Source organism: Mesorhizobium sp. AR02, from assembly GCF_024746835.1.
Lineage (GTDB): Bacteria > Pseudomonadota > Alphaproteobacteria > Rhizobiales > Rhizobiaceae > Mesorhizobium.
This window is the reverse complement of the sequence record NZ_CP080531.1, coordinates 112893-132343: the sequence shown is the minus strand read 5'-3', so window position 1 is coordinate 132343 and position 19451 is coordinate 112893. Positions and strand designations below refer to the sequence as shown.

20 protein-coding genes and 1 pseudogene are annotated in these 19451 nt (G+C 61.4%); 3 read left to right on the top strand and 18 right to left on the bottom strand.

The features are described 5' to 3' along the window. Positions 1 to 28: 28 nt before the first annotated feature. From DBIPINDM_RS05365 to DBIPINDM_RS05345, 5 genes are all read right to left on the bottom strand, one after another. Entirely contained in the window at positions 29 to 1492 is a 1464-nt protein-coding gene (locus tag DBIPINDM_RS05365) for an AMP nucleosidase (RefSeq protein WP_258584761.1), read from the bottom strand. 116 nt (positions 1493 to 1608) lie between these two features. Then, positions 1609 to 1803 (bottom strand): hypothetical protein, encoded by a 195-nt coding sequence (locus DBIPINDM_RS05360; protein ID WP_258584760.1) that lies wholly within the window; start codon positions 1801 to 1803, stop codon positions 1609 to 1611. A 41-nt stretch (positions 1804 to 1844) separates the two neighbouring features. Then, complete coding sequence (locus tag DBIPINDM_RS05355) at positions 1845 to 2000, bottom strand: hypothetical protein (RefSeq protein WP_258584759.1); 156 nt, start codon at positions 1998 to 2000, stop codon at positions 1845 to 1847. A 212-nt stretch (positions 2001 to 2212) separates the two neighbouring features. Beyond that, the gene (locus DBIPINDM_RS05350) at positions 2213 to 2851 is read right to left on the bottom strand and encodes a hypothetical protein (RefSeq protein WP_258584758.1); all 639 of its coding nucleotides are present in this window, start codon (positions 2849 to 2851) and stop codon (positions 2213 to 2215) included. Positions 2852 to 3395: 544 nt separating this feature from the next. Continuing rightward, a complete protein-coding gene (locus DBIPINDM_RS05345; protein ID WP_258584757.1) occupies positions 3396 to 3737 on the bottom strand; it encodes a DUF2147 domain-containing protein in 342 nt (113 codons plus the stop codon). 438 nt (positions 3738 to 4175) lie between these two features. On the opposite strand from DBIPINDM_RS05345, the gene DBIPINDM_RS05340 reads away from it, so the two are divergent. Both DBIPINDM_RS05340 and DBIPINDM_RS05335 read left to right on the top strand, forming a co-directional pair. Next, positions 4176 to 4442: a sel1 repeat family protein gene (locus DBIPINDM_RS05340; RefSeq protein ID WP_010915070.1), complete on the top strand. Its 267-nt coding sequence runs from the start codon at positions 4176 to 4178 to the stop codon at positions 4440 to 4442. Between the two features lie 427 nt (positions 4443 to 4869). Next, a complete protein-coding gene (locus tag DBIPINDM_RS05335; RefSeq protein WP_258584756.1) occupies positions 4870 to 5991 on the top strand; it encodes a branched-chain amino acid ABC transporter substrate-binding protein in 1122 nt (373 codons plus the stop codon). Positions 5992 to 6062: 71 nt separating this feature from the next. Here DBIPINDM_RS05335 and DBIPINDM_RS05330 read toward each other — a convergent pair whose 3' ends face one another. The 13 genes and pseudogenes from DBIPINDM_RS05330 to DBIPINDM_RS05270 form a co-directional block, all read right to left on the bottom strand. Then, positions 6063 to 7001 carry a spore coat U domain-containing protein gene (locus DBIPINDM_RS05330; RefSeq protein WP_258584755.1) on the bottom strand — a complete coding sequence of 313 codons (939 nt, stop codon included), beginning with the start codon at positions 6999 to 7001 and terminating at the stop codon, positions 6063 to 6065. A gap of 14 nt (positions 7002 to 7015) precedes the next feature. Continuing rightward, entirely contained in the window at positions 7016 to 9439 is a 2424-nt protein-coding gene (locus DBIPINDM_RS05325; RefSeq protein ID WP_258584754.1) for a fimbria/pilus outer membrane usher protein, read from the bottom strand. Then, a complete protein-coding gene (locus tag DBIPINDM_RS05320; RefSeq protein ID WP_258584753.1) occupies positions 9411 to 10127 on the bottom strand; it encodes a molecular chaperone in 717 nt (238 codons plus the stop codon). The genes DBIPINDM_RS05325 and DBIPINDM_RS05320 overlap by 29 nt, the downstream gene beginning before the upstream one ends. A 25-nt stretch (positions 10128 to 10152) precedes the next feature. Continuing rightward, the gene (locus DBIPINDM_RS05315) at positions 10153 to 10650 is read right to left on the bottom strand and encodes a spore coat U domain-containing protein (protein ID WP_258584752.1); all 498 of its coding nucleotides are present in this window, start codon (positions 10648 to 10650) and stop codon (positions 10153 to 10155) included. A gap of 383 nt (positions 10651 to 11033) precedes the next feature. Next, positions 11034 to 12993: pseudogene (locus tag DBIPINDM_RS05310) on the bottom strand (acetyl/propionyl/methylcrotonyl-CoA carboxylase subunit alpha). A gap of 48 nt (positions 12994 to 13041) precedes the next feature. Continuing rightward, positions 13042 to 13359: a hypothetical protein gene (locus tag DBIPINDM_RS05305; RefSeq protein WP_258584751.1), complete on the bottom strand. Its 318-nt coding sequence runs from the start codon at positions 13357 to 13359 to the stop codon at positions 13042 to 13044. A gap of 93 nt (positions 13360 to 13452) precedes the next feature. Further along, the gene (locus tag DBIPINDM_RS05300) at positions 13453 to 13821 is read right to left on the bottom strand and encodes a hypothetical protein (protein ID WP_258584750.1); all 369 of its coding nucleotides are present in this window, start codon (positions 13819 to 13821) and stop codon (positions 13453 to 13455) included. Positions 13822 to 13857: 36 nt separating this feature from the next. After that, the gene (locus DBIPINDM_RS05295) at positions 13858 to 14229 is read right to left on the bottom strand and encodes a hypothetical protein (RefSeq protein WP_258584749.1); all 372 of its coding nucleotides are present in this window, start codon (positions 14227 to 14229) and stop codon (positions 13858 to 13860) included. A gap of 120 nt (positions 14230 to 14349) precedes the next feature. After that, positions 14350 to 14880, bottom strand: coding sequence for an O-acetyl-ADP-ribose deacetylase (locus DBIPINDM_RS05290; protein WP_258584748.1), 531 nt, complete (start codon positions 14878 to 14880; stop codon positions 14350 to 14352). 1 nt (position 14881) lies between these two features. Further along, on the bottom strand, positions 14882 to 16489 hold the full coding sequence (locus DBIPINDM_RS05285) for a carboxyl transferase domain-containing protein (protein ID WP_258584747.1): 1608 nt from the start codon (positions 16487 to 16489) through the stop codon (positions 14882 to 14884). Position 16490: 1 nt separating this feature from the next. After that, on the bottom strand, positions 16491 to 17654 hold the full coding sequence (locus DBIPINDM_RS05280) for an isovaleryl-CoA dehydrogenase (RefSeq protein ID WP_258584746.1): 1164 nt from the start codon (positions 17652 to 17654) through the stop codon (positions 16491 to 16493). 61 nt (positions 17655 to 17715) lie between these two features. Next, positions 17716 to 18366: a TetR/AcrR family transcriptional regulator gene (locus DBIPINDM_RS05275; protein ID WP_258584745.1), complete on the bottom strand. Its 651-nt coding sequence runs from the start codon at positions 18364 to 18366 to the stop codon at positions 17716 to 17718. Positions 18367 to 18448: 82 nt separating this feature from the next. Next, positions 18449 to 18733 carry an acylphosphatase gene (locus DBIPINDM_RS05270; protein ID WP_258584744.1) on the bottom strand — a complete coding sequence of 95 codons (285 nt, stop codon included), beginning with the start codon at positions 18731 to 18733 and terminating at the stop codon, positions 18449 to 18451. Positions 18734 to 18936: 203 nt separating this feature from the next. On the opposite strand from DBIPINDM_RS05270, the gene DBIPINDM_RS05265 reads away from it, so the two are divergent. Further along, a complete protein-coding gene (locus tag DBIPINDM_RS05265; protein WP_258584743.1) occupies positions 18937 to 19446 on the top strand; it encodes a MarR family winged helix-turn-helix transcriptional regulator in 510 nt (169 codons plus the stop codon). Positions 19447 to 19451: the final 5 nt, after the last annotated feature.

Sequence of the window (19451 nt, the reverse complement as noted above, 5' to 3'; positions counted from 1 at the left end):
AATTGCCTCGCCGCTGCCTCGCGACCGCCTACTGGAACGCTGTCTCCGAAAAGCTTCGGAGCTTGCGCGAATGCAGCCGCTCCATCGGCATCTCGGCCAGCTTCTCCATCGCCCTGATGCCGATGGTCAGGTGCTGCGCCACCTGGCGCTTGTAGAACTCGGTCGCCATGCCAGGCAGTTTCAGCTCGCCATGCAGTGGCTTGTCGGAAACGCACAGCAGCGTGCCGTAGGGCACGCGGAAGCGGAAGCCATTGGCGGCGATCGTCGCCGATTCCATGTCGAGCGCGATGGCACGCGACTGCGACAGGCGCTGCACCGGTCCGCGCTGGTCGCGCAGTTCCCAGTTGCGGTTGTCGATGGTGGCGACCGTGCCGGTGCGCATGATGCGCTTCAGGTCATAGCCCGACAGGCCGGTGACTTCGGCGACCGCTTCCTGCAGCGCAACCTGGATCTCGGCCAGCGGCGGGATCGGCACCCAGACGGGAAGGTCGTCGTCCAGCACGTGATCTTCGCGCACATAGGCATGCGCCAGCACATAGTCGCCGAGCGCCTGGGTGTTGCGCAGCCCGGCGCAATGGCCAAGCATCACCCAGGCATGCGGCCTCAGCACGGCGATATGGTCGGTGATCGTCTTGGCATTGGAAGGGCCAACGCCGATGTTGACCATGGTGATGCCGCCATGGTTCGGCTTTTTCAGGTGATAGGCCGGCATCTGCGGCAGGCGCTGCGGTCCAACGCCTTCGCCAGGCGCGCTCTGTCCGGCCCTGGTCACGACATTGCCCGGCTCGACGAATTCTGCGTAACCGCCGCCGCCCTTCTCCATCAGGTCGCGGGCGCGGGCGACGAACTCGTCGATGTAGAACTGGTAGTTGGTGAACAGCACGAAGTTCTGGAAATGCTGCGGGCTGGTCGCCGTGTAATGGGTCATGCGGTGCAGCGAATAGTCGATGCGCTGCGCCGTGAATGGTGCCAGCGGTCTTGGTTCGCCGAAGGCCACTTCGAACGTGCCATTGGCAATCTGGTCGTCGGTGCCGTCGAGATCCGGCACGTCGAACAGGTCGCGGATCGGCCGCTTGATGCGCTCCGCAGCGGCCCCGTCGACATAAGTTCCCTCCAGGAAGGCGAAATGCAGCGGAATGGGTGTGGTCGATTCCGAAACCGTGACCGCGACACCGTGGTTGCGCATGATCAGGCGCAGCTGTTCGATCAGGTACCGCTCGAACAGCCGCGGCTGCGTGATCGTGGTGGCGAAATGGCCGGGCGTCGGCATATGGCCATAGGCCTGGCGCGAGTCGACCTGGGTGAACGAACTCGTGGTGACGCCGATCTCGGGATAGAAGGCCCGGTAGCGCTTGCTGCTGTCGCCTCCGGCTGCCGCCAGTGCGGCGAAGGCATCGCGCAGGAACTTGGTGTTGCGGTCGTAGAGCAGCTGCAGTGCGGCAACGGCTTTTTCGGCGCTGTCGAAGCTTTGCCGGCCAAAAGGCTCCGGCATGACGACTGATTCGATGGCCTGGGGGTAGATTCGCTTTTCCATGACTCAATATAGAGACTTGGACGGGCGGTTGGGAGGGGTGTCGCCGTCGAAGGCGCCCAAACCGCCATTTTTCTTTATCCCCGCTGCAGGCTGACCAGCAGGACGAAACCCACGCCGGACTGCTTCAGGGCCGGCGCCTCGATCGTCGAGCCGGCATCGGCGCGCATCATCGGCACCGCCAGAACCGGAGCGGCCAGAAGCATCAGGACAAGCGCCGCCCGCGGCAGAAGCCGGAGGGTCTTGAGGGTGTTGGCGGCGATGCGGTTCATGATGTTTGTGCTTTTCTGTTCGAGGTCCGGGTTTCTTTGTCTCAGTGGCGAAGGTTGGTCGGGCAGGCGAGGCCACACATTCTGGTGGCTTCGTCCCAGGAGCGGGGGGAACGGCCCGCTTCAGCGACGAGGATGGCGAAGAACATCCCAAACAGGCTCATCAGCAGGCAAACGATGGTGAAGCGGCGAGCAAGCATTGGGTCGTGTCTCCTTCAACACGGGAGAGAATGCCCCAACGCCTCTGAACCGGCTCTGATGCCGGCGTTCATCTGCGGTTCAAATTGATTGACGGGATCTGACCGGGTCGCCGCGAGCCCGGACGGCCACAGTGAGCAGGGCGAGAGCACCAGGGCTCGACGTGCCGCTGAAACGAAAACGGGGCCTGCCGGCGGGTAGAACTCACCCTCTATCAGCGCAAGACTTTGCTAGTCTCTGCAACGATCTTGGGGTTGGACCCAATCGATATCGTGTAGCTAAAGTTCGCTACGCCCTTTGCCTGCTTGTGCCTAGGCAGGCTACGCACGATCCAGTCATAGGTGCCCGAGACCATGCATCTGTCGTTAGCGCAGGAGACCATCAGGCTACCATCGCGAACGTTGTATCCCCGCTCGGGCCAACGCTCGAAATAGTTTCGCTTGTCCTGAATGATCGAGCCTAGGTCTGTCAGCTTCCCATAGTAGTCAACGGTGGGAGCGTAGGAAGACTGAACCTCAGCGAGAGCCAAATCGGCGTTGTCCCCATGGTGCTCTATAAGCCCCTTAATGAACGCTACCGCAGCGCCCTCCAACTCTTGCTTGGAGTTGACATCTGGCACAGGCGCAGGATTGGAGCTCGTGGGCACCTGAGATGTATCTACCGGCGATTGCGTGACCGCGACGTTGGTCACCCGCATTTCCGCCATTTCGCTGGCCGATAGGTACCTCATGTCGGACCTGTCGTAGCTCAAGGCTACTTCCATGAGCTTGGGGTCTACTCCCATTTCCGTCATGTAGGCCATGACCTGAGCAGTTCCGGCCTGGATTTGAGCCACAGCTTCATCAGCGGACATTCCGCTATTCGTATCGAAAGATGCCCTGTGAACGCCAATGGAGCCCGCATCTGCAACTCGGCGGACACCACCCAAGAAGGCAAGTGAGCAAGCCGAGGCGCACTGCAATTGGCGAACTTGGAGTGTGTCCAAGCCCGCTGTCCGGATCATACGTCCTAGCTGTATTGCAGTGCCGACGCTGCCTCCGGGGGAGTTGAAGACAATCACCCTGGCCCCGCTGCTTACAACGGCGTTTGTGAATGCTGTCAGTGGTTCGCTGACGCCAAATTCTCCGGAGACCACTAGGAATGGCTGTTGGCCTGGAGAGGAAACTGGAGTGTACTCTAGCGCCCAAACCGGAGACGCCGCTGCCGCGACAATTGACCCAACTGCTACAACTAGAGAAACTGGACGCATAACCTGACAGAGCCCCAACCTGCCTGCAGCAAGTAAGAACCTGTTAACGGGTTATTTCAAGGGCTTTGCTCGAAGTCTGGTTTGAATTTGTGGGGCAGGTGTGGGCGTCTCCATTGGTCTGGAGGTCGCCCGATATCACTCAGCAGAATTAAAGTTTGTGCCAGGTCTGGCTCTTGCAGATCAGTCCGCCGAGCACGCATCCGCTCATCTTGAGCGAGGTGCCCGACAATGTCGCCTTGCCCGAATAGGTCTTGTCGTTCGCCGGATCAGTGATGCTGCCGGCATATTTGTTGTCGCCGGCTGCCTTCAGCGAGCCGATGGTCTTGCCGGCATATTTTCCTGATTTGAGCGTGATGGAGAACGAGCCGCTGCCTGAAATGGCGGCGGTGTCGCCCGCTTGCGTCTTCCAGTTGCCCTCGATCGGATCGGCCCACGCCGCCCCGGCAATCATCAATGTGGCTGCAAGAGCCAGGCTCACTTTTCGAAACATGTCGTGCTCCCTTTGGATAGCCGGCCGAATTCTCCGCCTCGCCGGTCTGCCGCTTACGCAAACGTAAGCTAATCCAGCTCCCGACAAAACAAAAGCGGTGCCGCAACGGAAGACTTTGGCATTTTGAAGCCGCCCGAATTCGCCTTGTCGGCGGCGAAACGAAAACGACCGGCGCGTCGTGTTTGTTTCCCGTGGTTAGCGGAGTGTTGATTCCGGCCGCGAAAATTTTCGTCAAATTTGGCGCAAATCGGCTGAATTGCTGGCTTCGTATCCTTAACGAATTTGCGCGTTTACCTCTTGTTTTAGCTTTGTTTTCTTCAAATTAAGCACGCCATTTAACGACGGATTCAAGCCTGATCGGCATTCTCGGAAGCATCGAAAGAGCGGCCCGGACAAGACAAACGGAGGCAGCTCTCGGGAGCCAGACAGGGGACTAAAATGGCACGTTTTGAAATGCTTGAAGCAGGTTTCGGCGCCATGGGGGCAACTGCCCAGGCCGACATTCTTTTCGAACTGGGCATGATGTATGCGACCGGCCGCGACTGCGAGACCGACGTCGTTGCCGCCCACAAATGGTTCAACATCGCCGCCATCAAGGGCTCGGCCCGCGCCGCGGAACTGCGCTCTGAACTGTCGGCGGCCATGTCGAAGGTCGAGATCGCCAAGGCGCTGCGCGAAGCCCGCGAATGGATGACCATGCACTAAAGTTCTGCCAGACGGGGACGCTCCGGCCAAGACCGCTCCAAGACGGTCGGGCCAAAACAGGGATAAGGCTGCGCAGACAGCCAGGCCACAGGCCATCAACAACAAGAATGCGGCAGGCCGCCAGGTCCAAGCCGCGCGACGAACCATGATCCCGAAAATCGGGAAAGATCATGGTCAGCAGGAAGACAGGGAAGGCGACGTTGGGGTTCGCGGCGCGGGGGCGCTGGGGAAACAGCCCGACAGGCAAAAAAAGCCACGACCAGCCGGAACAAGGCTGGCGTGGCTTTTTTGCTTGAATGACGCCTCGCAGGCCCAATCGAGCGGTGCCAATGCGCCTAGACAGGCCCAATGAAGGATGAAATTGTCCCGCCTCTCTGGAAGAAGCGCGGCCGGGGCGGCCGCGCGTGAGTGGAGGAGTTTTATTGTCATGAAAAAAATGAGTATTTTGAGCGCGGCCATTTTCGGCCTGATGATGAGTGCGCCGGTCGCATTAGCCGACGACATCACCGTTTCGGTGGTCGGCCCGATGACCGGACAGCTCGCCACCATCGGCGATCAGTTCAAGCAGGGCGCACAGGCCGCCGCCGACGCCATCAATGCCGCGGGCGGCGTCAACGGCTCGATGATCAAGCTCGACATCGAGGACGATCAGTGCGATCCCAAGCAGGCCGTGTCGGTCGCCAACCGCATCGTCGCCAACGGCGTCAAGTTCATCGATGGCCATGCCTGCTCGGGCTCGAGCATTCCGGCCTCGGCCGTCTATGCCGAAGCCGGTGCCCTGATGATGAGCCCGGCTTCCTCGAACCCGGTGCTGACCGACGCGGCCGCGAAGGCCGGCTGGCCGACAATCATGCGTCTCTATACGCGTGACGACGCACAGGGTGCCTTCATCGGCCCATGGATCGCCAAGAAGTTTGCCGGCAAGAACGTCGTCATCCTGCACGACAAGAGCGCCTACGGTCAGGGCGTGGCCGATGCCGTCAGGGCAACCATGAACACTGGCGGCCTCAAGGAAGTCTACTATGACGCCATCAATCCCGGTGAGAAGGACTATTCGGCGCTTGTCACCAAGCTCAAGGATCTCAAGGCCGACGTCGTCTATTTCGGCGGCTACCATCCTGAAGCTGGCCTGATCCTGCGTCAGTCGGCCGAACAGAACCTGAAGTTCCAGCTGATCATGCCGGACTCCATTGCTTCGCCGGAATTCTGGCAGGTTGCCGGCCCGGCCGGCGAGGGCACCATGTTCGTGTTCCCGTCGGACCCGCAGGCAAAGCCGGAAGCCAAGGCGGCTGTCGAGAAGATCAAGGCCGGCGGCTTCGTGCCGGAAGGCTTCACCCTGTTCTCCTACGCCGTCGTCCAGGCTTTCGCCGAAGGCATCAAGCGTGCCGGCAGCGACGATCCGGCCAAGGTTGCCGAAGCGCTGAAGAACGGCACGCCGATCAGCACTGTCGTCGGCGATGTCACCTTCGACGAAAAGGGTGACCTCAAGAATGCCAGCTACGACATCAACCAGTGGCATGACGGCAAATACGCGCCGATCGCGCAGTAGTCGCTGACATCATCTAGCGGCATTGCAGCGCCGCGCGTTCTTCTGGACGCGCGGCGCTCTGATGCAGCGGCCTAATAGGTCACGGTAACGACGACGGTATCGGTATAGACGCCGGCCGAAGGTGTCGTTTGCGCGGGAACACGGCCGTAGATGGTGAGATTTTGCGCCGCACCGCTGCCGCCTCCCGCAACCGTACTGCCTGGCGTCGCTGCGTCGCCCCACACCTGGCTGCGTGCGTTATCCTTGTAGAGGCCGTAGGTTACGGTTTCCACGCCCTTGGACATCTTGCGCGCGGTTGGGGCCGAACCAGTCGTTCCGTTGCTGAGCGACACTGTATAGGGCGTGCCCGGGGTGCAGGTGATGGAAACCCCGCCAGTCGCATCGACATTGGCGCCCAGAATGCCGTTTGATCCGAAATCGATGTTCTGGATTGCCAGCAGACAATTGGCCGGAACGATCGCGTTGATCGTGAATGTGGGTCTGTCGACGGAGCCTGCGCTGGTGCTGCAATCGTTGCTGGGAGTGGCTCGATAGCGGAACTCGACGTGGCTCCCGGAAAATGTGGAGAGATAGGTCGACGGCACCGCGATCGCCTGTCCACCCAATACCGCGCCATAGATCGTCTGGCTGGCTGAACCGCTGCCGAGCACGCTCAGCGTCAGCGCAAAGCCCGGCGCCGTCGGCGGATACGGCCACGCATAGGAGCCCCACACCACCGAGCGCGCGGAATCCGAATAAAGCTGGTAGTTGAGATGATTGGCGCCGCTCAGCATTTGACGAGCCGAAGCCGTCGCACCGCCGCTGCCCGTACCCAGATTTGGACAGATGAGGATGCGCTGCAACAACAATCCGGAGCAGTTTACGCTGAGCGTGGCTGTTGAATTGCTTGGTGAACCGGAAAGCGTGTCGACCGACCCGAAATTCATCGCCGATACGCCAAAGCTGCAGCTTTGGGCCCAGGCAACGGTCGGCAAGAGCAGGGCGGCCGACAGCATAGCGAAACGCAGCATTGTTCGTCCTCGCCTCAAGAACAGATGACCTGCTTTATGACCACCTGTTGGCCGGGTACCGCTCGATAGGCGAATTCGGCTCGACACGAGCTGCCATCCGGCAATTCAATGGCCACGGCATTTTGTCGGTGGAGGGTGCGGATATAGGCCTCGCCGTCATAGCCGATCACGAATTCCTCGTCGGCGCCCTCGACACGGCCCTTGGCGCCGACGGCGATCGGCGTGCCTTTGCTGTCGACCAGGGAGACAAGCGCCGCATCGGCAGCCTTTGAGACGCCGAAATCAAGGACGACGCCACTTCGACCGGCCGGCACGACGATTTTGCGCGTCTCCGGCACATCGGCATCGACCGGCAAGTTCCTTGGGTCGATGGAAATGGTATTGTCTTCGTAGGAGTTCAGATCGGGAACCAGGATCTTTCCCTGCCGGTTGCTGACGCCGACCCGCCTGTTCTGGTGCTGGACTTCCACGCCAGCAACACCGACATCGACAACCGCGAACGCGTCGTTGATGTGGTTGGTGGCAAAAACGCCGCCACCGGCGACGGCGATTGCCCCATCGAGTTCCGCGGTTCCGCGAACGCTCTTGTCGAATTGCTGGATGCCGGCCTCTACGCGCGCCCATGGTGAACGGTAGCTGGCGGCCGCAGACCGGTTGGGTGTGCCGCCCTCGGACGTCCTGGCACGCCAGCCGATGCTGCCGTTCTCCAGCCGTTCGGACTTGGCGATGTCGGCGACCACCGACACGCCGTCGGGGCCGTCTGCGACCCCGGTTGAGGCGGTGACATCACGGCCGAGCGGTACGGAGATGCCCGCAAACACGCCAAAGCTGTTTTTGTCGTCAAGGTCGGTGAAGGCGGTGGCATAGAAGCTGCTGTCCTTGAACACTGTCTGGCTGTACGAAACGCCGACGATCTGGCTGCTCTCTCCCTCGGCGCTCTTAAGGTGCGCGTAGGAGAGGTTGAGGTTTGAAAAATCAAGCGGCATCGGCACGCTCAGCGTTACCTGATCGAGCGCGCGAGAAACGCCGGCTGTGAAGATCGGGAACTCGTTCGGACCCGGTACAGCATTGATCTCGGCGGTGACCGATGCAATGTCCTCGTAGTCCCCGAACGCGCGCTGCATGCGGCCATAGAGCGACCACCCATCGTAGCTCAGCTCAAGCGAGGCGTTGACGAGCGCGCCCGTCTGGCCATTGTGACGACTGCCGGCCGCAGCAATGGAGGCTGCGCCGAAATAGCTGAGCGGAAACGCTATGCCGGCGCCGCCATTCACAAGATCTTCGCCGCCTTCGACGTGGCCTTCCAGTGTCAGCCGGTTGGTCAGCCCATAGCGCGCACTTGCCGAGCCATAGATGCCGCCGTCATAATCATACGATTCGACACCGAAATTGCGCCGCGGAGAGCCGACCTCGGCGGAGAAGTCGAGGAGGCCCCGTTTCAGAAGCATGCTGGAATTGTAGAATGGCAACGTTACGGTGGTTTCGCGGCCGAGGCTGTCGCGCAGGACAATTTGGGCTTGGCCAGCTCCGGTGAATATTGGCAGGTTTGTCACCTGAAACGGCCCGGCCGGGACGTCGCTGGAATAGGTCCGCACATTCTGTGTATAGACTTCGAGCGTGGAGGGGACAGCAGCTGTTCCCGAGAAGCTCGGAAGCGGCAAGGTGACGAGATCGGAACGCAAGGAAAAATTGCGCTGGACCTGAAAGCCGCCGAGATACACAGGCCTTGTCCATGCCAGCCCACCCGAGACGAAGTCACCCGCCTTGTAGGTCAGCAACCGCTCGGGATCGGAATAACTCCAGGTCGTGTTCAGCCGGGTGAAGCCGTCAAGTTCGCCGTCGGACAGGCCAACGATAAAGCCTTGGCTCAACGTTCCGTAAGGGCTGAAAAGCCGCGCATCGAAACCGCCTGAGACGCCACTAAAGAGCTGCAAGGTAGGATCCTTCAGATCGTTGATGCTGGCGAACAGGGAGTAGTTCAGCACGCCGCCAAAGCCGGATTGCGGCTCGAGCCTGTCCTGCTTACCCTGCGGAGCGATGTCGATGACGTGGGCGGAGCGTGCCGCATTGGTGGCCGTCACATAGAGACGTTGGGTCGCTTCATCGATACGATAGGAGACGTCAGGGAGCCGATCGACCCGCACTAGGTGATCGGCACCCATCGCACTTTCGACAGGTTGCAGCCCAACCTGCTGCAATTCGTCTGGCGTGGAAGCCAGGCCGCCATCCGACAGCTGCCTGAAAGCGCCGATCAGCCCGGTCGAGACGTCGTTGACGAAGACTTCCAGATACAGATCGCGGCCGTCGGCTGGAGCCGCCGCGGAATCCGTTGCCGCGGGGGCCGGCAACACATCTTGTGCTTTGACCTGCATGGTGGAAAATGCGGCCACGACAGCGGTGATCGCGACCCTACTGGCCCTTGATCGAAACGTTGGCATCGAACGGTCCAAAATCGCTCTGGGCCGACAGCGAAACCGCCCCGCCCGAAAGCGTCTTCCCCGCGATCGGCCATTGCATGGTCGCACCGCCGAGCACATAGCCGACAAGACCGTTGCGGTTGCCGAGTTTTCGCCCGCTCTGCGTCAGCGTCAAATCGGACAATCTCAAGCGACTTTCGCCAGTGTTTTTTGCTGTCAGGAGCAGCCCGCGCCCCTTGCCTGAGAGGCTCCAGGAAACATTTGGAGCAGCCGCGTCGGGATTGCGAAAGAACACCGGAACCGAATAGCGCAGGACCAGACTGACGGTACCGGCCTTCTTTCTCGACGGATCAGGAAGTTCGTCGATGATCACACGATAGCTTTCCTCGCCTGCAACGGCTGATTTCGATGCCCGCACAACCCGCACCAGATAGTCGGCGCCGGGGCCAAGCTTCGCAGCCGGGGGACTGGCAACAACATCACTGGTCGGCTCGAGCCGTTCGATGCCGCCCTCTTGAGTCCAGCGAAACACTCTTATCTGTACGTTGATGGGCTGTTTCGCCTCGTTGCGCAGGGTCAAGACCGCCGCACTGTCCGGCGCGATCATCTCGATGCTGGTCGGCGCTACCCGAAGCGACGCTGCTTGCGCCAAACCGACCGCGAGGAGCAAAAGCGCGATCGCGCTAATGCTTTTGAGCATGGAACGCATGGCGTCCTCCCTGTTTGACAGCACCTTAGTAGGTGACGGTGATCGCAACCGTGTCTGTGTAGACACCCGCACCAGGCGTTGTTTGCGGCGGCACGCGGCCATAAACCGTAAGTGGTTGCGCGGCGCCATTGCCGGTGCCTGCCACCGTGTCGGTGCCTATGGTGGTGCCCCATAGCTGGGCTCGCGCCACGTCGCGATAAAGCGAGTAGTTGACGACCGCGGCTGCTGGGCCGGTCATCTTGCGGACGGCGATCGTTGCCCCGGCGCCGACACCGGCGCTCAGGCCGACATTGTAGGGCGTACTGTTGGTGCATTGCACTGAAATGGTGCTGGTCTGGTCGACATTGGCGTCAATGACACCATTTGTGCCGAAATCCATATCGGTCGCGGTCTGAACCTTGCACTCCGCCTGAATGGTGATCCGGACTGTCATATTGCCGGTGGCGGTCGCTCCTTGTGCGGGACTGAACCACTGCAGTGTCAACGCGGCGGTCAAAGCGAGCGCTTTGATGGAAGTCTTCATGGGTTTTTCCTCGAAAAGGCCCGCGTAAGGAAATCCGCCCGATCCCGTTAACGCTAACCCATCGTTTGCAGATATCAAACCCAGAGTAGGTATAGGCTATAAATAAACCTAAAGCAAATTTCAGGTCAGCGGATGGTAAAAAGGTCTTTAAGTAAAATCTTATATATACGTTTTTCTATCCAATTGACCCTGAATCAGCCAAGAGCGAGATTGATAATATCGACATATAAAAAGGGGTTGCGTTTTATATTTTATCACGATTGAGTACTGCCGGCGCCCATCTCGTCGCGGCCGCTTTGATTTTGGCAGGGCGCTTCCAATGTGCCTTGGGATGTCGCGATAGATCATTTCCGAAAACCGGATCCAGTTTTCGGGATCGAGCTCTACGTGTTCTGTTCCTCGACGAACCGCACAAGCACGGTCCCGTCGCTGACCTGGGCTCCCTCCACGGCGATCTCGGCAACCACCCCGTCATGCGGGGCGGCGATGGTGTGCTCCATCTTCATCGCCTCGAGGATCAGCAAAGGTTGTCCCTTGATCACCGCGTCGCCCTTTGCCACGCGCACCAGCTTGACCAGACCCGGCATCGGCGCGCGCAGGCTGCCGGAGGCGGCTGCCGCGTCATCGCTCCTGGCCAAGGGGTCCGGCACCACGAATGTATAGCCGACGGCGCCTTCGAACACGGTGACGTGGCCTGGCCAGCGGGCGAGGCGAGGAACGGCGCGAAAATCATGTGCATTGGCGCTGTCATAGGGCGCATCGAGCGCCACCAGGAAGCGCCCGTCCGGCCGCACCGAAACCTTCGCCAGTATATCGGCCTCGCCGAACTTCAGCCGCGTGCGACGCGCCACACAGTGGAAATGCGCGTAGCCGGAAAGCGAAGACCATGGGTCGTTCGATGGCGGCAAAGCGCCTGCGCCGGAGGCGGCAAGGGCGGCAGCCGCGACGATTTCAGCAGTCGGCGGCGCGACCTCGGTCAGTGCCTCCTGACGTCTGCCGATCAGGCCGGTGTCGACGTCACCAGCGCAAAAGTCCGGATCGGCGGCAAGGGCGGCAAGAAAGGCGGTGTTGACGGTGGAACCGGCGATCTCGGTTTGCGACAGCGCCGCGCCGAGGGCCTCCAGCGCCGCCTGCCTGTCCTTTGCATGGACGACCAGCTTGGCGATCATCGGATCGTAATAGGGCGAGATGGCATCGCCGGCCCGCACGCCGGTCTCGATACGCATCGTCGCCGCGTCGGGCTCGGGAAACTTCAGATGGTGCAGTGTGCCCGTTGCCGGCAGGAACCCTTTTGCCGCGTCCTCCGCATAGATGCGCGCCTCGAAGGCATGGCCGGCAAGCACGATCTCGTTCTGCATCTTCGGCAGCTTTTCGCCGCTGGCGACCCGCAACTGCCACTCGACCAGATCAGTGCCGGTGACCATTTCGGTGACCGGATGCTCGACCTGCAGGCGGGTGTTCATTTCCATGAACCAGAATCGGTCGGCCTTGAGGCCTTGCGAGGCATCGACGATGAACTCGATGGTGCCGGCGCCGGAATAATTGATCGCCTTGGCGGCCTTCACGGCGGCTTCCGTCATTGCCTTGCGCAAAGCCGGCGTCATGCCGGGGGCGGGCGCTTCCTCGATCACCTTCTGGTGGCGGCGCTGCGCCGAGCAGTCGCGTTCGTAGAGAATGCACCGCATTGCCGAAATTGTCGCCGAACACCTGCACTTCGATGTGCCTCGGCTTGTCGACATATTTTTCGACCAGCACGCGGTCGTCGCCGAACGCGGCTTTCGCTTCGCGCCGGGCGCTGGACAGCGCCTCGGAGAAATCATCGGGATGCTCGACGCGGCGCATGCCCTTGCCGCCGCCGCCGGCGCGCGCCTTGATCAGTACGGGGTAGCCGATCTCGCGTGCCTTGGACGCAAGCAGGACGATCTCCTGTGCCTCACCATGATAGCCCGGCACCACCGGCACACCGGCCTTCTCCATCAGCCGCTTGGCGGCGTCCTTCAGTCCCATGGCGCGGATCGAGGCCGCCGACGGGCCGATGAAGATGAGCCCTGCCGCCACCACCTGGTCGACGAAATCAGGATTTTCCGACAGGAAGCCGTAACCGGGATGGATGGCCTGCGCCCCAGTCGAAAGCGCCGCCGCGACGATCTTGTCGCCGCGCAGATAACTTTCGCCGACAGGCGAGGGGCCGATATGAACAGCCTCGTCGGCCATCTCGACATGCAGGGATTTCGCGTCGGCATCCGAATAGACGGCGACGGTGTGCACGCCGAGCTTGCGGGCCGTGCGGATGACACGGCAGGCGATCTCGCCCCGATTGGCGATCAGGATCTTGCTAAACATGGAGCCTCCCGGGTCTGTCTCGGGCGGCGCTATTGGGCAGGCGCCGGCCTACTTCGAAGCGGCAATCTCGCAGCCGCCGCCGTTCGTCACCTTGTAGTGCGCACGCGTGGCCACGCAGGATTTCATCGCCAACCCTTCCGCCACCTTTTGCGACGGCGCATTCAGCTGCGCACCGCATAGGATGTACAGTGAAACCACCCTTGAATATGGCGTGGTGGCATAAGCCGAATGGCCGCTGGCGGCCACATAGGCCTTGTACGCCTTGGCGCATGGTGACTTCGAGTCGCCCAAATTCGGGGGAAAACGCTTGTCCCCCTCGGTTCCTGCCAGCGACCCGGCCACGCCGGTGCCGGACGAGATGATCATGACCAACCCGGCCAGTATCGCGATGGCTGGTCGCCTGGAATTCGTGGATTTCATTCTGCTGTCCCCATTCGGAAAAAAGTCTCGGCTGGTTGCCTATTTCGATGACGAGATTGCACAGCCGCCACTTGCGGTCTTGAGCTTCCACCGTGTCAAGCCGGCCTGGCAGTTGCGCAGCGCCATCTCTTCCGCTGCCTTCTGGGACGGCGCGTTGAGCTTCGTTCCGCAGATGATGTAGAGGTCGACAACGCGCGAATAGAAGGTCGTGGCGTAGGCCGAATGACCGCTCGCCGCGACATAGGCTTTGTAGGCAACATTGCATTCGCCCGAGCCCAGGGTGGGCGGAAAACGCACGTCTCCCTTGCTGCCCGCCAGCGATCCGGCTGCGGAAGCGCCGACCGCGGCTACAATCAGCAGTCCGGCCAGCGTCGATACGGCTGTCCGTTTGATGGTCACGAATTTCATTCTGTTTCCCCCGGGAATACGCTTGCGGCTTGAAAGCTATTTGGATGCGGCGATTCCGCAGGTTCCGGCCGTGGAAATCTTCCACTGTTTCCGGCCAGATTCGCAGGACTTCATTGCCTTGTCCTCCGCCGCCTGCTGCGACGGTGCATTCAAGGAGACCCCGCAGATCGTGAATTCCGTCGCCCAGTTGAACGGCGTCATTGCGTAGGCGGAATGGCCACGCGCCGCGACGTATTCGCGGTAGTGCTTGCCACAACCTCCTATCGAACCCGGTGCGATAAAGACAGGAAAGCGAGTATGCCCTTTGCTTCCTGCAAGCGACTCTGCCGGGCTGGTGCCGGCTGTTGTTAATATAAGCAATCCTGCAAGTATCGAAGCAGCCGTCCCCCGGCAATATTTCAGTTCCATTCCCGCCCTGTCCCCATTGCATTGCGCGGGATAAGCAGTAGCGAATATTTTGCCTCGCCGCCAGTTCGTTGTCGGGGATTCGAGTTTGCCTGTGCTGATGAATCGGTTGGTCCATACAGTTCAGTCTTTCCGGAGCGCAGCAACTGTTCGCTGGTATAGTTGCGCCGCATCCTCGTCGAAGCAGCAGAAGATGACGGTTTCGGGCATGTCTTTCTCTTCGACGACCATGCTGACCGTGCCGACGGCGATCTCGGTCGCCTCATCTTTCGGGTAGCGGTAAACACCGGTCGAGATCGCCGGAAACGCCACCGAGCGGCAATCATTGGCGGCCGCGAGTTCCAGCGACCTGCGATAGCAGGACGCCAGCAGTTCGGCCTCGCCCTTGCCGCCGCCCTGCCAGACGGGTCCGACTGTGTGGATGATGTGTCGAGCCGGCAGTTTATAACCCTTGGTGATCTTGGCGTCGCCGACCTTGCACCCGTTCAGCATCCGGCATTCGAACTCGAGCTCGCGGCCCGCCGCGCGATGGATGGCGCCATCGACCCCGCCGCCACCGAGCAGCGACGAATTGGCGGCATTGACGATGGCGTCGACATCCAGCTTCGTGATGTCGCCGGTGTGGATGCGGATCCTGTCCAGAGCCTTGGTCATCTCACATTCTGAACACGCCGAAGCGCGTGTCCTCGATTTCGGCATTGAGCGCGGCGGACAGGCTGAGCGCCAGCACCTCGCGCGTCTTCGCCGGATCGATGATGCCGTCATCCCAGAGGCGGGCGGACGAGTAGAGGGGATGGCCCTCATGCTCGTATTTCATCAGGATCGGCTTCTTGAATTTTGCTTCCTCCTCGGCGCTCCATTCGCCCCCTTTGCGCTCGATGCCTTCGCGCTTGACCATGGCAAGCACGGTCGCCGCCTGCTCGCCGCCCATTACCGATATGCGCGCATTCGGCCACATCCACAGGAAGCGTGGCGAATAGGCACGGCCGCACATGCCGTAATTGCCGGCGCCGAATGAACCGCCGATGATGACGGTCACCTTCGGCACCCTCGCGGTGGCAACCGCCATCACCAGCTTGGCGCCGTCCTTGGCGATGCCGCCGGCTTCGTATTTCCGGCCGACCATGAAGCCGGTGATGTTCTGCAGGAAGACAAGCGGGATCTTGCGCTGGCAGCACAGTTCGATGAAGTGCGCACCCTTCAGCGCGCTTTCGGAAAACAGCACGCCATTGTTGGCGATGATGCCGACCGGCATGCCATGGAGATGGGCAAAGCCGGTGATCAGCGTGGTGCCGTAGTTCTGCTTGAACTCGTCGAATTCGGACCCGTCGACGAGGCGTGCGATCACCTCGCGCGCATCGTAGGGCTGGCGCAGATCGGTCGGGACGACGCCGTAGAGTTCGTCCGCCGGATGAAGTGGCGGAATCGATTTCTGTAAGTTCAGGCTTACGGTCTTGTTTCGATTCAGGTTTTTGACGATGCGACGGCAGATGGCGAGCGCATGGTCGTCGTCCATCGCATAATGGTCGGCGACGCCGGAAAGCCTGGTATGCACGTCCGCGCCGCCCAGATCCTCGGCGCTGACGTCTTCGCCGGTGGCCGCCTTCACCAGCGGCGGGCCGCCGAGGAAGATGGTTGCCTGGTTGCGCACCATGATCGTCTCGTCCGACATCGCCGGCACATAGGCCCCACCCGCGGTGCAGGAGCCCATGACGCAGGCGATCTGCGGAATGCCGGCTGCCGACATGTTGGCCTGGTTGTAGAAGATGCGGCCGAAATGCTCGCGGTCGGGAAACACCTCGTCCTGGTTGGGCAGGTTCGCGCCGCCGCTGTCGACCAGATAGATGCAGGGCAGATTGTTCTGCAGCGCGATCTCCTGCGCGCGTAGATGCTTTTTCACCGTCAGCGGGTAGTAGGTGCCGCCCTTCACCGTGGCATCGTTGACGACGACCATCACCTCGGTGCCTTCGACACGGCCGATGCCTGCGATCATGCCGGCCGACGAAATCTCCTCGCCATACATCGACCACGCCGCGAACTGGCCGATCTCGAGGAAGGGCGAGCCGGTGTCGAGCAATTGGGCGAGGCGTTCGCGCGGCAACAGCTTGCCGCGGGAGACGTGGCGCTCGCGTGCCTCCTCCGAGCCGCCGCGCTCGACGGTCGCGGCTTTTTCGGCGATGTCGGCGACCAGTGCGCGCATGCGTTCGGCATTGGCGCGAAAGGTGTCGGAGGAGGGGGAGATCTGGGTTTGGAGCGTGGTCATGCTACACCCCCTCCGCCATGATCTCGCGGCCGATCAGCCAGCGCCGGATTTCGCTGGTGCCGGCGCCGATCTCGTAGAGCTTGGCGTCGCGCAAAAGCCGGCCGGTCGGATAATCGTTGATATAGCCATTGCCGCCCAGCAGTTGGAGGGCGTCGAGCGCCATCTGCGTCGCCTTTTCGGCGGCAAACAAAACGCAGCCGGCGGCGTCCTTGCGGGTGGTCTGGCCGCGATCGCAGGCAGCGGCGACGGCATAGACATAGGCGCGAGCCGCATTCATCACCGTGTACATGTCGGCCAGCTTGCCTTGCACCAGCTGGAATTCGCCAATCGGCTGACCGAACTGCTTGCGCTCGTGCACATAGGGGATCGCCACGTCGAGGCACGCCGCCATCAGGCCGATCGGGCCGCCGGCAAGCACAGTGCGTTCATAGTCGAGGCCCGACATCAGCACCTCGACGCCACGTCCTTCCTCGTGCAGCACATTGTCGAACGGCACCTCGACATTCTCGAACACCAACTCCCCGGTGTTGGAACCGCGCATGCCGAGCTTGTCGAGTTTCTGCGCCACGGAGAATCCCGTCATCGCCTTCTCGACGATGAAGGCGGTGATGCCGCGCGATTTCCGCTCCGGATCGGTCTTGGCGTAGACGACCAGCGTATCGGCGTCCGGCCCGTTGGTGATCCACATCTTGGTGCCGTTGAGCACATAGCGGTCATTGCGTTTTTCGGCACGCAGCTTGAGCGAGACAACGTCGGAGCCGGCGCCGGATTCCGACATCGCCAGCGCACCGACACGCTCGCCCGAGCACAGCTGCGGCAGGAATTTCTCCTTCTGTGCCGGCGTCGCCCAGCGGTTGATCTGGTTGACGCAGAGGTTGGAGTGGGCGCCGTAGGAGAGGCCGATCGAAGCCGAGGCGCGGGAAATCTCTTCCACCGCGATCACGTGGGCGAGATAGCCCATGCCGCTGCCGCCGAAATCGGGATCGGCGGTGATGCCGAGCAGGCCAAGCGCACCGAGCTCGCGCCACAGATGCGCCGGAAATTCGTTGTCGCGATCGATATCGCCGGCGATCGGCGCGATCCTGTCCTGGGCGAAGCGCCGCACCAGGTCGCGCAGCGCCTCGATATCCTCGTCATGCCCGAAGCTGAGCGTGTTCGTGTACATCTCGTTCCTCCCCCGAGTATGATCCCGAAGATCGCTCTCGATCTTCGGGATCATACTCAAATCAAAGTGCGACAGCGTCCTTTGCGCGACCGAAGGGACGCGCGGCGCTGTAGGTATCCATCCTCGCGCCGACCAGGCGCATTGTCATTGAAAGATATGTCGCCGTTACTTCAGGGACAGACAGCCGCTCGCCGGGCCGGAACCAGACGATGACGCCGGTCATCATCTGGATCAGCGCCATGGCCGTCAGGCCGGTGTCCTCGATGTTGAAGACGTCGGCCTCGGCGCCGTCGCGCAGGATGATCCGCAGTTCCTTTTCGTAGGCTGTGCGCATGCGCAGGATCTGCGTCAGCCTGTCGGGCGACAGGCTGCGCAATTCCATGTTCGACACATGCGTGGCGTGCCGGCGCTCGATATGGAAAGCGATGTGGTTGCGCACATAGGCCGCAAGCTGCTCCGCCGGATCGGCGCCGGTTGGCTTGGCGTGTTCCCAGGCCTCGCGAAGTCCTTCCATGTGCTCGCGCATCAGCGTGAACAACAGGTCTTCCTTGGTCGGGAAATAGCGGTAAAGCGCGGCCGCCTGGACGCCGACCTCGGCCGCCAGCTGGCGCATAGACATCGCCTCGTAGCCGTAGCGTGCGATCAGATTGACCGCCGCTTCGCGGACTGCCGCCTCGGTTCGCCCGCCGTCGGATCCTGTGGTGCGCGCCATGATCGCCTCGTCAATTCGGAGATAATAAAACGAACGTTCAATTAATTCAAGAGCGCCCGATAAATTCAAGACGCGCATGCGCCTATGCGACGATCCTGAAGTCTCCAGGCGCGGTCCAGGTCTCGATCTCCTCGACATCGATCCGTGAGACTGAAGCGCCTTGCGGGCCTTGCCAAAGTCGTTCGATCATGGCCGAAACCGCCGCGTCGGCGCCGGCAAGCCATGCCGTTACCGAGCCGTCTCTTTCGTTGCGCACCCAGCCCACCAGCCCAAGCCCTGCCGCTTCGCCTCTCACCCAGATCCTGTAGCCGACGCCTTGCACCCTGCCGTGCACGCTGGCCTGCACTGCCCTTTTCTGATCGTTCATCTCGCGCTCCTTGCATAGAGTCTGGCGCAGGATCGAGCGAAGGCAACTGGCTTGAAGGGGAGGCTATCGAATATGAGTCGAGGTTTGTTCGGAAGATAGATGACTTGATCCAATAAATAGTTGACTTGGTCAACTTTTGCGTCATGATCTGCCGACGTGGAATCTCATGGAAGGCGCAGGACATGCCCGCCGATCGGAATGTCTTGGTCAGCGACCTCAGGTGCTTCAACCGGTTCTATACCGGCCTGATCGGGCTGCTCGACGAAACCTTGACGCACAGCGCCTATACGCTGACCGAGGCGCGGGTGCTGTTCGAACTGGGCCGTCGATCCGGCCATATTGCCGCCACCCCTGAGGGCAAGGCAGGCTTTCTGGCGCGGGCGTTTCAAATCGATTTCGCACCAGCAGCGTCCGACATCGCCCAGGAGCTCCAGTTGGAGCCGGCCTACGTCACGAGAATCCTTCGAAAACTCGCTACCGCCGGCCTGATGGAAACGCATGCCGGCCCCAATGCCCTGCGCGGTCGCGTCCTCTCGCTCACCGTCCGCGGCCAGGCCGCGCTTGCCGCGCTCCAGGCGGCCGCGGATTGCGATCTCGTCCGCCTGACCGCGAATCTGGACGACGAGGAAGCCGCCGAGTTGTCTGACATATTGGCGCGCGTCAGGCATCTGCTGGGCGGGGCACCGGCATCCGAACGCTGCGAAATTGCCTAAAGCGC